The sequence below is a fragment of the Spiroplasma endosymbiont of Acasis viretata genome, assembly GCF_964031275.1.
Lineage (GTDB): Bacteria > Bacillota_I > Bacilli_A > Mycoplasmatales > VBWQ01 > Spiroplasma_E > Spiroplasma_E ixodetis_A.
Window position 1 is genome coordinate 392,664 of sequence record NZ_OZ035019.1, and the last position, 13,411, is coordinate 406,074.

Sequence of the window (13,411 nt, forward strand, 5' to 3'; positions counted from 1 at the left end):
GAATGTATTCTAAAAACAATTGTGTTATATAATTAACACTAATTTTAACCTGAAAGGATTTTTATTAATGGATAAAATTAAACAAATAGCATTAGTAATTAACAAATTAAATATCAAAGAAAAAATTAAAATTATTGATGATTGTAAAAATCAATATTCAATTAGAAACCTATGTCAATATCTTCAATTAAACAGATCAACATATTACTTTTTAAAAAATAAACAAAAACCTATTAAAAAAGAAGAAAATCATATTATTAAATGCAATCATAAATATCAAAAAATATGCCAACTTTTAATCGAATTTCATTCTACAAGAAAAGGCAGAATTTATGGATATTTAAGAATTTTTTCAGCTTTTAAAGAGTGATTAAAACAAGAAAAAAATATCATTTTAAATATAGAATTATCAATAAAACAAATGCGAAAAATTATGAAAGAACACAATATTCAAGGATTAAAACAAACTAAAAATAACTATCCTAAAAACAAAAAAAATCCAAATAAGTGAATACCTACAATGGATAAAGTAAACAAAGATTATAAAAGTACAACCTCTTCAAATCAAATTTGATCAATGGACACTAAACAAATAAATACTAAAGAAGGATGATTATATCTTTTTGTAATTATTGATTTTTATTCAAATAATGTTGTTAGTTATAATATTGCTCCTAATAAATCATATCAGGATTTAATTCTTCCTGCTCTTGAAAAAATCAACAAACAATTTTCTTGAAATCAAGTAAAAAATGTTATTTTACATTCAGATAACGCCAACGAATTTTATTGTCACGATATCACAAAATGAGCAGAGGATAAACAAATAATTTTAAGCAAAAAACAACCTTATGATATTGGTGGTAATGTATTATCTGAAAACTGATTTTCTCATTTATCTCAAGAATGACTACCTAAAGGATCAAATCAATATTTATCCATCAATGAAGCTATAAATGATGTAAATCAATATGTTATGTTTTATAATTATGAAAGAATACATTCTAAATTTCTAAAACCACCAATTTTACAAATTAAAATTTAGAATTTTATATCAAAAATGGTCCAGTAATTAAGGGCCAACCACCTATCAAAGAAAAAATTAAAATTATTGATGATTGTAAAAATCAATATTCAATTAGAAACCTATGTCAATATCTTCAATTAAACAGATCAACATATTACTTTTTAAAAAATAAACAAAAACCTATTAAAAAAGAAGAAAATCATATTATTAAATGCAATCATAAATATCAAAAAATATGCCAACTTTTAATCGAATTTCATTCTACAAGAAAAGGCAGAATTTATGGATATTTAAGAATTTTTTCAGCTTTTAAAGAGTGATTAAAACAAGAAAAAAATATCATTTTAAATATAGAATTATCAATAAAACAAATGCGAAAAATTATGAAAGAACACAATATTCAAGGATTAAAACAAACTAAAAATAACTATCCTAAAAACAAAAAAAATCCAAATAAGTGAATACCTACAATGGATAAAGTAAACAAAGATTATAAAAGTACAACCTCTTCAAATCAAATTTGATCAATGGATACTAAACAAATAAATACTAAAAAAGGATGATTATATCTTTTTGTAATTATTGATTTTTATTCAAATAATGTTGTTAGTTATAATATTGCTCCTAATAAATCATATCAGGATTTAATTCTTCCTGCTCTTGAAAAAATCAACAAACAATTTTCTTGAAATCAAATAAAAAATGTTATTTTACATTCAGATAACGCCAACGAATTTTATTGTCAAGATATCACAAAATGAGCAGAGGATAAACAAATAATTTTAAGCAAAAAACAACCTTATGATATTGGTGGTAATGTATTATCTGAAAACTGATTTTCTCATTTATCTCAAGAATGACTACCTAAAGGATCAAATCAATATTTATCCATCAATGAAGCTATAAATGATGTAAATCAATATGTTATGTTTTATAATTATGAAAGAATACATTCTAAATTTCTAAAACCACCAATTTTACAAATTAAAATTTAGAATTTTATATCAAAAATGGTCCAGTAATTAAGGGCCAACCACCATTTAAATATTTAAAAGACAATCTTTTTATGTCCGGTATTAAATTAGAAACAATAAATTTAACTTTATTAAATGAATCTCAACAAGCAACAGTGCTTGCTGATTTTGCTGATTTATTAAAAACAATTACAATGCCATGTAAAATCATAAAAACAAATCAAAATTATGATTTTATAGAACAAATTAATAATTTAAAATCACAAAAAACAAAAAGAAGTAGTGATGAAAATAATTATTTAATTGATTTACAAATTGAACAATTACAATCAATTCAAAAAACAAAATTATTAACTACACCATCAGTTTATATTGTTTTTTGTAGTAGACTTGGTGCAAAACCTTTAATTTTAATAATTTAACCGTTATTATTAATATCAAAGGTGATAATTATTATGTTAAAAAAATACAAAGATGAACAAGAATTTTATAGTTTAGTGGGAATAAAACTACAAACATTTCAAAAAATGGTTGAAATTTTAAAAAAAGCTGAAGCAATTAAAAAAGCAGTTGGTGGTAAACCTAATAAATTATCAATAGAAAATCGTTTATTAATGACATTAGAATACTGAAAAGAGTATAGTAGTTATAGAGTTATTGCAAAAAGATATAATATTAGTCATACTAGCTGCATTCGTAATATTTTTTGAATTGAAAATACTTTAATAAAAAGTGGAATTTTTAATTTATCTGGCAAAAAAGATTTAATCAAAAATAAAGGAATCAATAATACTTTACTAGCTATTGATGCTACTGAAACTCCAATTGAAAGAATTAAAAAAAACTAAAATTACTTTTTTCGGGTAAAAACAAACATCATACTCTTAAATCGCAAATAATTATTGATATTTTAAATGGAAAAATTATTTCAACCGCTTTTTGTTTTGGAAGCATTCATGATTTTAAATTACTTTTAAAATCTAAAACTTTTATTCATCCAGAAAAACAAGTTTTTGTTGATTCAGGTTATCAAGGAATACAAAATATTCATAAAAATACATTTTTGCCATTTAAAAAAAGTAAATACAATAAATTAATACCAATTCAAAAAGAATACAATAAAACTTTAAGCAAAATTAGAATTAAAATTGAACACGTATTTGCTAAACTAAAACGTTTTAAAATTTTAACTTTAAAATATCGCAATAAAATACGAAGATTTGCATTAAGATTTAATTTAATAGCAGAAATATATAATTTTGAATTACCTTAGTTTTGCACCAAGTCTATTGAAATATTTAATAATATTGATATTTAATAATTCAATTTTGGTTAAAACTTTAAATAATTGTAAAATACACAAAATTTGATAACATGTAGTTGTTATCCAATATATAAGTTTTAACCCATTACTTTTATACCAAAGTAAATGGGTTTTAATGTTTAAAAGGAGATATTAAAATGGCAACAATAGATAAGACTAAATCACAAACATATAATTTTCTATCAAAAAATAAATCCATAGAAGAAATTAAAAAACAAACAAACATTGAAGTTTTAGAAAAAAGTAGACATGGTGGTTCAGCATTTAAAATAATTGAAAAAGATGATGCTAATAATCAGCTAGTTAATAATGACCTATCAGAAATAAATCAAGAAAATTTAGAACCAATTGCAACTAGTTTAACAAATAACGAAAAAGAGCAAGAAACAAATAATGATATATGAACAAAATTAACTAATTACTTAAATTTACCAAAACCAAATGCAGAAGAACTAATACAAGTTCAAAGAAAAATTCAAGAACTAAAAAAGGAAATTCAACAACTTAAAAAAGAAAATGAAGAATTAAAACTAAAGCAAGGCAATGTAAATTTTGCTAAATTTAAATATAATGCCATAACAATTTATGATGAAAAGCAAAGAAAAGATACAGGGATTGAAAAAATTCACGAAGAAATTTTACCTATTAATAATGAACTATATTTTATTACAACTTTTGTTAATGCAAATAAATCTATAACTGAAGAAATATTAACTTTTCATAATATTAATGATGATAGTTTAAAAATAATAAAACAAACCAAATACTACAAAAATATAAATGAATATAAAAGTAATATTTTTTTAATTGATGAACAAAATCAAAATTTAAAAAAAATAACAGCAAAAGATTTTTTAAAACAACAACAAGATTTTAAACTAAAACCAAGTAAAAAAGAATGAAAAACATGAGGTATTATTATTGGAATTACTTTATTTCTTGGAGTTGTAGTTCCTATTTGTACTTTTGTTATTCCTGCACTTATACCTGCAACTGCAACAGCATTACTACTTGAAACAAAAGTTATAATTGCCGTTTCTTTTGCTGTTGCAGGTATTGTCTTTAAAGAAATTTCGTCACTATATGAAAATGCTACACAAAAAGTTAAATCATGATTTAGAAATAAATATTTTAAAAGTACAAACCAAAAAGTTAAAGAAAAAAAAGAGCGTGAAGCAATAATTAAAAATCTTACTAGTGATAAAAAAGAAATAAAATTAGAAACAAAATATAAGATTTTAAAACAAGAACTAGATAACAGAAAAGAAAAAAATACCAACGAACTAAGTAACAACATAATAAATCATAATTTAAACAATATTTCTGAAAATTTAGATATTAAATCAGAAAATAATCAAAATTTTGATTCATCTATACGAAATACAGTAAACTAACAAGAACAACTACTAGCAACAACTTCAAATCATAACTGAAATAAAGTAAAATGCTTATTAACATAATTAATAAAGTTTTAATCACTATTTTTGGTAATGTTTAGTAATCTGTGTAACTTACAAAAATAACTATGTTTAATTAATTCTAGTAAATATAATTAAATGACTAGAAAGAGTGAGTTACAGATGGCTAAAAAGCAAAATATTAATAATAATGATCCAATATCAAAAGCAGTAGATTTATTATTAGAAAATACTGAAGATTTAACAACAGTTTTTAAAGAGGGAGGATTGTATAAAGAATTAACAAAAAGATTAGTAGAAAAAATGTTGAATTCTGAGATGCAAAATTATTTAGGATATGATAAGAATCAACATAGTAATAGTGACAATGCTCGTAATGGTATAAGTTCAAAAAAATTAATAACTCAACAAGGTAAAATTGAGATTGATGTACCACGAGATCGCAATAGTAATTTTAATCCTGTAATAGTTCCTAAAAGGCAAAGAAGATTTGATGGTTTTGATCAACAAGTTCTTTCTTTATATGCAAAAGGTATGACATTATCTGACATTAGAATGCAATTACAAGAGTTATATCATGGTGCTGATATTAGTGAAAGTGTTATTAGCCAAATTACTGATGATGTTATTGATGATGTAAGAACCTGTTTAAAATCTTTTCAATAAAATTGAAATAAAGGCAAGAACAACCATTTGTAAGCTAGTATTTAATTTTTTGAGGCTTTTATGTAATCTGTGTATCTTTGTTTTACAAAGTACTAGTTTAGATTAATTCTATCTTCAAATTTTATCATAAAATGAGCAATTGCTGTATTTCAATTTTGAATGGGCATTGTTCATTTTTTTGTTATATTTTCAATTGCTAAATAAAATATTTTAAAAACTGCCATATCATTAGGAAAAACTTTTTTATTTCTGATAACTTTTCGTAATTGACTATTTACAGATTCAATAGCATTTGTAGTATAAATCACTCTTTTGATTTCTACTGGATAACTAATAAAAACCATTAAATTATCTCAATTTTTATATCAAGATTTAGCAATTTGAGGATATTGTTTATTTCATTTACTTTCAAAGGATTCTAAAGCCTGCATTGCTTGTTCTTCACTACATGCACTATAAATTGGTTTTAAATCTGCAACTAGAGATTTTCTATGCTTATATGAGACATATTTCAAACTATTTCTAATTTGATGAACTATGCATAATTGATGTTCTGTTTTAAGATAAACTGATTGTATTGCTTCTGACATGCCTGTTAAATTATCACTGCAGGCAATAAGAATATCATTTAAGCCACGATTTTTCATTTCTGTTAAATTTGCTAATCAAAATTTAGCACCTTCATTTTCACTAATTCATAAACCTAAAACATCTTTTTTACCTTCTAAATCAACTCCTAAAGCTATATAAACTGATTTGTTAATAATCCTTTTATCTTGTCGTACTTTCACTACTATGCAATCAAAATAAACAATCGGATAGACACTTTCTAATGGTCGATTTTGCCATGCTTTTACATCATCAATAACATCATCAGTAATTTGGCTAATAACACTTTCACTAATATCAGCACCATGATATAACTCTTGTAATTGCATTCTAATATCTGATAATGTCATTCCTTTTGCATATAAAGAAAGAACTTGTTGATCAAAACCATCAAATCTTCTTTGTCTTTTTGCAACTATTACAGGATTAAAATTACTATTGCGATCTCGTGGTACATCAATCTCAATTTTACCTTGTTGAGTTATTAATTTTTTTGAACTTATACCATTACGAGCATTGTCACTATTACTATGTTGATTCTTATCATATCCTAAATAATTTTGCATCTCAGAATTCAACATTTTTTCTACTAATCTTTTTGTTAATTCTTTATACAATCCTCCCTCTTTAAAAACTGTTGTTAAATCTTCAGTATTTTCTAATAATAAATCTACTGCTTTTGATATTGGATCATTATTATTAATATTTTGCTTTTTAGCCATCTGTAACTCACTCTTTCTAGTCATTTAATTATATTTACTAGAATTAATTAAACATAGTTATTTTTGTAAGTTACACAGATTACTAAACATTACCATTGTATTGCTTCTGACATGCCTGTTAAATTATCACTACAAGCAATAAGAATATCATTTAAGCCACGATTTTTCATTTCTGTGAAATTAGATAATCAAAACTTAGAACCTTCATTTTCACTAATTCATAATCCTAAAACATCTTTTTTGCCTTCTAAATCAACTCCTAATGCTATATAAACTGATTTGTTAATAATCCGTTTATCTTGTCGTACTTTAACTACTATACAATCAAAATAAACAATAGGATAAATACTTTCTAATGGTCGATTTTGTCATGCTTTAACATCATCAATAATATCATCAGTAATTTGACTAATAACACTTTCACTAATATCAGCACCATGATATAACTCTTGCAACTGCATTCTAATGTCAGATAATGTCATTCCTTTTGCATACAAGGAAAGAACTTGTTGATCAAAACCATCAAATCTTCTTTGCCTTTTAGGAACTATTACAGGAGTAAAATTACTATTGCGATCTCTTGGTACATCAATTTCAATTTTACCTTGTTGAGTTATTAATTTTTTTGAACTTATACCATTACGAGCATTTTCAGTAGTACTATGTTGATTTTTTTCATATCCTAAATAATTTTGCATTTCAGAATTCAACATTTTTTCAACTAATCTTTTTGTTAATTCTTTATATAAACCGCCAGGTTTAAAAACTGTTGTTAAATCTTCAGTATTTTCTAGTAATAAATCTACTGCTTTTGATATTGGATCATTATTATTAAAGTTATCTTTTTTAGCCATCTGTAACTCACTCTTTCTAGTGATTTAATTATATTTACTAGAATTAATTAAACATAGTTATTTTTGTAAGTTACACAGATTACTAAACATTTCCATAAAAACTATGAAATTAAACCAGCAATTTCTTTCACACTATGTGGATCAATTGGTGTTATTTGTGCTTACTTAAGTGTATTCTTATTATTACAAAATGGTCTTGGCTTAAATAAAGAACAACCTACTATGATTAATTATCGTAATAATTTGATATACATCTTCTTCACTAATAATTACATCAGTAAAAAATTTACGTAATTATAAAAAACAAAAATCACATCAGAAATTAATTATTGACTCTTAAACATCATAAAAGGTTGTTAATTAACAACCTTTTATTATTACTACTTAAATTTTATTATTGCTAAAATCATCAATTCCTTTTTTAATAATATTAAATACTTGCTTTGATAATACATCAGTAGATAATTTAATAAATTCACTTGGCTCAATTAGCTTATGAAAAATAAGATGAATATCTTTTTTGCCTTTATATTTTCGATCAAAAATTTGATAAGAATTAATAATAGTAACAGGAATAATTGGTACATAAGATTGATATGCCATATTAAAAGCACCTGCTTTAAATTCTTGCATTTCTTGTTGATGACTTCTTGTTCCTTCTGGAAAAATCATCATTGTACGCGGAATTCTAATTAATTCCTTTGCTTCTTGAAAAGCCGTAACGGCTGTTCGTGGATTATTACGATCAATAAATAAAACATCAATTAAAAAAATAAATCTTCGTGCCAAATGGCTTTTTTTTAATTCTTCTTTTGCAATAAAACCTAAAGGTGCATATAAACTATAATCATTTACCGATAATACTAATAATGGATCAAAATTTGATTGATGATTGGCAACCATTACACAACCTTTTCTTTTTGGTCAATTCTCAATGTTATGAACGGTTAATTTAATATTATATAATCATTTAATATAACGGACACGTTTTTTCAATCAAATATATCGTTTTGCTTCAGAAACTAAACTTGGGTCTTTTAATACCTTTCTTGTCATTGAACCTGATTTACTATAAGTTTGTAATAAATAAGGTCATGTTAAAATTGCTTTTCAAATGTTCATTATTATTTTTTTCCTTTCTTTGATACACATTCGCCACAAATTCTGCAAATTCTGTTGTTTTGATTAATTTAAAATCAGAAAAATTACTAATAGGAAATAAAAGATCACCATTATATAAATTTTTAATGACTGAAACATATAAATAATCAGCATAATCTCATGCCTGCTTATAAATTTCAGCACCACCAATAATACAAATATCTGTTTTTTTATTACCTTGATATTGTTTTAAATATGAAATAATATCATTTGTGAAAGTAATATTATTATCATTTAGAAATTGTTGATAACGTTCTTGATGATTAGTAACAACTATATTGTAACGATTTTTTAATGGTTTGCCAATACTTTCAAAAGTTTTTGAACCCATTAATACATTTTTATTTAAAGTAATGCTCTGAAAATATTGCATTTCTTCTTTAATTTTTCAGGGCAATTTATTATTAAAACCAATTACCTTTTCTTTGGTCATTGCTCAAACTAAAATTACCATTATACTGCAACCTGACCTCTAATCAACGGATATGGATCATATTGTTCTAATTTAAAATCTTCAAATTTAAAATTAAATAAATTAGTAATATTTTTATTAATAACTAAAATTGGTAATGATTTTGGTTTTCTACTTAATTGTTCATTAATTTGTGAAAAATGATTACTATAAATATGAGCATCACCTAAAGTGTGAATAAATTCTCCTAACTGATAGCCACATATTTGTGCTAACATTATTGTTAATAATGCATAAGAAGCAATATTAAAAGGAACTCCTAAAAAAATATCTGCACTACGTTGATATAATTGACAAGATAATTTTTTATCATCAGAAACGTAAAATTGAATTAAAGTATGACATGGTGGTAGTGCCATATTTTTAATTTCTGCAGGATTTCATGCTGATAAAATGTGTCTTCGTGAAAAAGGATTGTTGTTTAAATTTTCTATTAACTCCTGCAACTGATCAACACCATTAAAATTACGTCATTGTCTACCATAAACAGGTCCTAAATCACCAAATTCAAGAGCGAATTGATGATCAGTTTTAATTTTTTCAACAAATTCTTCTAAAGTTTCATTTTGATATTTTTTACTTTCCATAAATTTCTTATAAGGTCACTCATTTCAAATTCTAATATTATTTTTAACTAAATATTCAATATTAGTATCACCAGCAATAAATCATAATAACTCATGAACAATAGAAGCAAAATGAACTTTTTTTGTAGTTAATATGGGAAAACCTTTTTGTAAATCAAAACGCATTTGATAACCAAAAGTAGAAACAGTACCAGTGCCTGTTCTATCAGCTTTTTTATATCCTTTTTCTAAAACATATTGACATAAATCTAAATATTGTTTCATAATCATTACCTCTTTCATAAATCAAATCAAGTAATAGGGGCTTTGCCCCTCGTTGCTTCGCAACTCACCCCAGGGTGGTTGGCCCTTAATTACTGGACCATTTTTGATATAAAATTCTAAATTTTAATTTGTAAAATTGGTGGTTTTAGAAATTTAGAATGTATTCTTTCATAATTATAAAACATAACATATTGATTTACATCATTTATAGCTTCATTGATGGATAAATATTGATTTGATCCTTTAGGTAGTCATTCTTGAGATAAATGAGAAAATCAGTTTTCAGATAATACATTACCACCAATATCATAAGGTTGTTTTTTGCTTAAAATTATTTGTTTATCCTCTGCTCATTTTGTGATATCTTGACAATAAAATTCGTTGGCGTTATCTGAATGTAAAATAACATTTTTTACTTGATTTCAAGAAAATTGTTTGTTGATTTTTTCAAGAGCAGGAAGAATTAAATCCTGATATGATTTATTAGGAGCAATATTATAACTAACAACATTATTTGAATAAAAATCAATAATTACAAAAAGATATAATCATCCTTCTTTAGTATTTATTTGTTTAGTGTCCATTGATCAAATTTGATTTGAAGAGGTTGTACTTTTATAATCTTTGTTTACTTTATCCATTGTAGGTATTCACTTATTTGGATTTTTTTTGTTTTTAGGATAGTTATTTTTAGTTTGTTTTAATCCTTGAATATTGTGTTCTTTCATAATTTTTCGCATTTGTTTTATTGATAATTCTATATTTAAAATGATATTTTTTTCTTGTTTTAATCACTCTTTAAAAGCTGAAAAAATTCTTAAATATCCATAAATTCTGCCTTTTCTTGTAGAATGAAATTCGATTAAAAGTTGGCATATTTTTTGATATTTATGATTGCATTTAATAATATGATTTTCTTCTTTTTTAATAGGTTTTTGTTTATTTTTTAAAAAGTAATATGTTGATCTGTTTAATTGAAGATATTGACATAGGTTTCTAATTGAATATTGATTTTTACAATCATCAATAATTTTAATTTTTTCTTTGATATTTAATTTGTTAATTACTAATGCTATTTGTTTAATTTTATCCATTAATAAAAATCCTTTCAGGTTAAAATTAGTGTTAATTATATAACACAATTGTTTTTAGAATACATTCAGGTTTTTTAAATTAATGGTCTAGTAAAAAGGGCTAAGTGGCAAGTGGCAAGTGGCAATATAACAAAAAAATGAACATTGCCTATTCAAAATTGAAATACAGCAATTGCTCATTTTATGATAAAATTTGAAGACAGAATTAATCTAAATTAGTAACTTTGTAAACAAAGATACACAGATTATTAAAAAGCCTCAATTCATTCTAAACAGCCCTAAATTAGGGCTGTAAAAAAAACCATATAAATTTTAAATAGTTTGTATATGAGCAAATTTGGTGCCTTAAAATTAATTTTAAAGATATAAGAGATTGCTGTTGCAATCTCTTATTTTTACATTTGTGATGAACTTGGTTTATATGCACTTATTGAAGGTTGATTTTGTATATCTATCGAATTTATTCATTCTCCAATACCTTCATCATCAAAAGAATTTAGACTTATTTCTTCAAAATCATCTGTTTTTATATTTTCACTTTCTAAGAACCTGTTTAAAATCTTTTCAATAAAATTGAAATAAAGGCAAGAAAAACCATTTGTAAGCTAGTATTTAATTTTTTTTCACAATTTTTTCATAATCTTCTGCATTTTTCTAATCATGCAAAACTTCGTTCTACAACTCATCTTTTTGGTAATACTACAAAAGAATGTAATTCATTACGTTTTATAACTTCAACATTTGCATTTATAATTGTTTTAATTTTAGAAGCAAATTTTTCACCACTATAACCAGCATCTACTAGTATTTTTTGAACTGCAGAAAGATTCTCTTTTTCATTTTCAATCATTATTATAGCACTATTACGATCTGTTTTTTCTGCTGTGGTTATGTAAATTGCATGTGGTAAACCTTGAGAATCAACAGCAATATGACGCTTTATTCCTGAAATCTTTTTACCAGCATCATAACCTTTATTTTTAGTAGTATCTGTATTTTTAACACTTTGTGAATCAATTATACAAAAACTAGTTTGTTCTTTTCTACCATTATTGATACGAAATGCCTTGACTAATTTTTTTTAAAACTAATTGTAATACACTAGGTTCTTTATCATTATTTTTACTTCAAGCTTGAAAATAATAATATACAATTTGTCATTTTGGAAAATTTTTTGGTAACATTCTTCACTGGCAACCACTTTTTAATACATATAAAACTGCACAAAATACTTCATATAAATCTAAACTTCTTGGTTTAGTTCTCTTTTTAGTATTTTCTAAAATTGATTTTATATTTTCAAATTGCTCTTTGCTAACATTACTAGGATAATTTTTACACATATATACCTCTTATTTTAAAATATATAATCATTTTATCCTATTCTCTAAAAGATTTTAAACAGGTTCTAATATTTTTTTCTGCTTCTTTTAATTGTTGTTCTAATTTTTCTTTAATACCTTTAGATTCTCTTAATTCTGCTGCTTGTTTTGCTATAGTATATCTAGATTTTCTTAATTCTTTTTCTAAATTTTCATTATTATCCTTATAATCTTTAAGTTCTGTTTCTAGTTTTTCTTTATCATTTTCTACTTCTTTTAATTTTATTTCTAGTTTTGCATTATTATCTTGACTTTCTTTTAATTCTTCTTCTAGTTTTTCTCTATTATCCATATAATCTTGGATTATTTCTTGTAAATGTTCAATACTTTCTGTTGCTTCTTTTAAGTTTGTTTCTAATTTTGTATTTTTATCTTGAGTTGCTTTTAGTTCTTCTTCTAAATTTTGATTATTATCCTTATAATCTTTAAGTTCTGTTTCTAGTTTTTCTTTACTGTCTTGAAATTGTTTTAATTGTGTTTCTAATTCTTTTTTATTGTTTTTTGAATCATTTAATTCTGTTTCTAATTTTGTATTATTATCTTGAATTTTTTTTAATTCTTCTTTTAGTTCTTTAACTTTATATTCAAAATTTTTGTTTTCTTTTACTGATTTTGTATAAAGATTGCTTATTTCGTCTAATTTATTACATGTTTCTTGTAATTTTTTATTTAATTTCTCAATTTTTTTATCACATTTATTGCTAGTGGTAATACCTCATCAACTATCAACATCAGATTTTTTTACTATATTTTTATCTTTATCATTTATCATTTTTAAAGTACCCCTTTTTAAATATAAATATTTATTTTTAATAATTGAGATTTATTAAAATATTTTTAATTAAATTTTCATTTAT

The 13,411-nt window shown here is 23.8% G+C and carries 13 protein-coding genes and 2 pseudogenes; 7 read left to right on the forward strand and 8 right to left on the reverse strand.

All coding sequences use genetic code 4. The annotated features are described in order from the left end of the window. Nucleotides 1-67 precede the first annotated feature (67 nt). The 7 genes and pseudogenes from AAHM96_RS02235 to AAHM96_RS02260 form a co-directional block, all read left to right on the forward strand. Nucleotides 68-1,045, forward strand: coding sequence for an IS3 family transposase (locus AAHM96_RS02235; protein ID WP_342272824.1), 978 nt, complete (start codon nt 68-70; stop codon nt 1,043-1,045). A gap of 353 nt (nt 1,046-1,398) precedes the next feature. After that, the gene (locus tag AAHM96_RS02240) at nt 1,399-2,022 is read left to right on the forward strand and encodes a DDE-type integrase/transposase/recombinase (RefSeq protein WP_342273457.1); all 624 of its coding nucleotides are present in this window, start codon (nt 1,399-1,401) and stop codon (nt 2,020-2,022) included. A gap of 71 nt (nt 2,023-2,093) precedes the next feature. Beyond that, on the forward strand, nt 2,094-2,423 hold the full coding sequence (locus AAHM96_RS02245) for a hypothetical protein (RefSeq protein ID WP_342273458.1): 330 nt from the start codon (nt 2,094-2,096) through the stop codon (nt 2,421-2,423). 33 nt (nt 2,424-2,456) lie between these two features. After that, nucleotides 2,457-2,849, forward strand: coding sequence for a transposase family protein (locus AAHM96_RS08400; protein ID WP_342272745.1), 393 nt, complete (start codon nt 2,457-2,459; stop codon nt 2,847-2,849). 2 nt (nt 2,850-2,851) lie between these two features. Then, a complete protein-coding gene (locus AAHM96_RS08405; protein ID WP_342273670.1) occupies nt 2,852-3,274 on the forward strand; it encodes a transposase family protein in 423 nt (140 codons plus the stop codon). Nucleotides 3,275-3,462: 188 nt separating this feature from the next. Continuing rightward, complete coding sequence (locus AAHM96_RS02255; RefSeq protein ID WP_342273459.1) at nt 3,463-4,719, forward strand: hypothetical protein; 1,257 nt, start codon at nt 3,463-3,465, stop codon at nt 4,717-4,719. 186 nt (nt 4,720-4,905) lie between these two features. Then, nucleotides 4,906-5,385, forward strand: a pseudogene (locus tag AAHM96_RS02260) (transposase); the annotation flags it as partial. Nucleotides 5,386-5,501: 116 nt separating this feature from the next. Here AAHM96_RS02260 and AAHM96_RS02265 read toward each other — a convergent pair. The 8 genes and pseudogenes from AAHM96_RS02265 to AAHM96_RS02300 form a co-directional block, all read right to left on the reverse strand. Further along, on the reverse strand, nt 5,502-6,740 hold the full coding sequence (locus AAHM96_RS02265) for an IS256 family transposase (RefSeq protein ID WP_342273692.1): 1,239 nt from the start codon (nt 6,738-6,740) through the stop codon (nt 5,502-5,504). Nucleotides 6,741-6,835: 95 nt separating this feature from the next. After that, a pseudogene (locus tag AAHM96_RS02270) lies at nt 6,836-7,594 on the reverse strand (IS256 family transposase); the annotation flags it as partial. A 384-nt stretch (nt 7,595-7,978) separates the two neighbouring features. Next, nucleotides 7,979-8,716, reverse strand: a complete 738-nt coding sequence (locus AAHM96_RS02275) for a lysophospholipid acyltransferase family protein (RefSeq protein ID WP_338975327.1) — start codon at nt 8,714-8,716, stop codon at nt 7,979-7,981. Then, nucleotides 8,664-9,209, reverse strand: coding sequence for a dihydrofolate reductase (locus AAHM96_RS02280; protein ID WP_342273462.1), 546 nt, complete (start codon nt 9,207-9,209; stop codon nt 8,664-8,666). Before AAHM96_RS02280 ends, AAHM96_RS02275 begins: the two co-directional genes overlap by 53 nt. Then, nucleotides 9,209-10,078 (reverse strand): thymidylate synthase, encoded by an 870-nt coding sequence (gene thyA / locus AAHM96_RS02285; protein ID WP_342273463.1) that lies wholly within the window; start codon nt 10,076-10,078, stop codon nt 9,209-9,211. The genes AAHM96_RS02280 and thyA overlap by 1 nt, the downstream gene beginning before the upstream one ends. A gap of 116 nt (nt 10,079-10,194) precedes the next feature. Continuing rightward, nucleotides 10,195-11,172 carry an IS3 family transposase gene (locus tag AAHM96_RS02290; protein ID WP_342265776.1) on the reverse strand — a complete coding sequence of 326 codons (978 nt, stop codon included), beginning with the start codon at nt 11,170-11,172 and terminating at the stop codon, nt 10,195-10,197. Nucleotides 11,173-11,725: 553 nt separating this feature from the next. Next, nucleotides 11,726-12,515 (reverse strand): IS5 family transposase gene (locus AAHM96_RS02295; protein ID WP_342273464.1). Its coding sequence is split into 2 segments (ribosomal slippage): nt 11,726-12,253 and nt 12,255-12,515, totalling 789 coding nucleotides; the frame shifts between segments, so codons are not numbered across the junction. A 37-nt stretch (nt 12,516-12,552) separates the two neighbouring features. Further along, nucleotides 12,553-13,326 carry a hypothetical protein gene (locus AAHM96_RS02300; protein WP_342273465.1) on the reverse strand — a complete coding sequence of 258 codons (774 nt, stop codon included), beginning with the start codon at nt 13,324-13,326 and terminating at the stop codon, nt 12,553-12,555. Between the last annotated feature and the right edge of the window lie 85 nt (nt 13,327-13,411).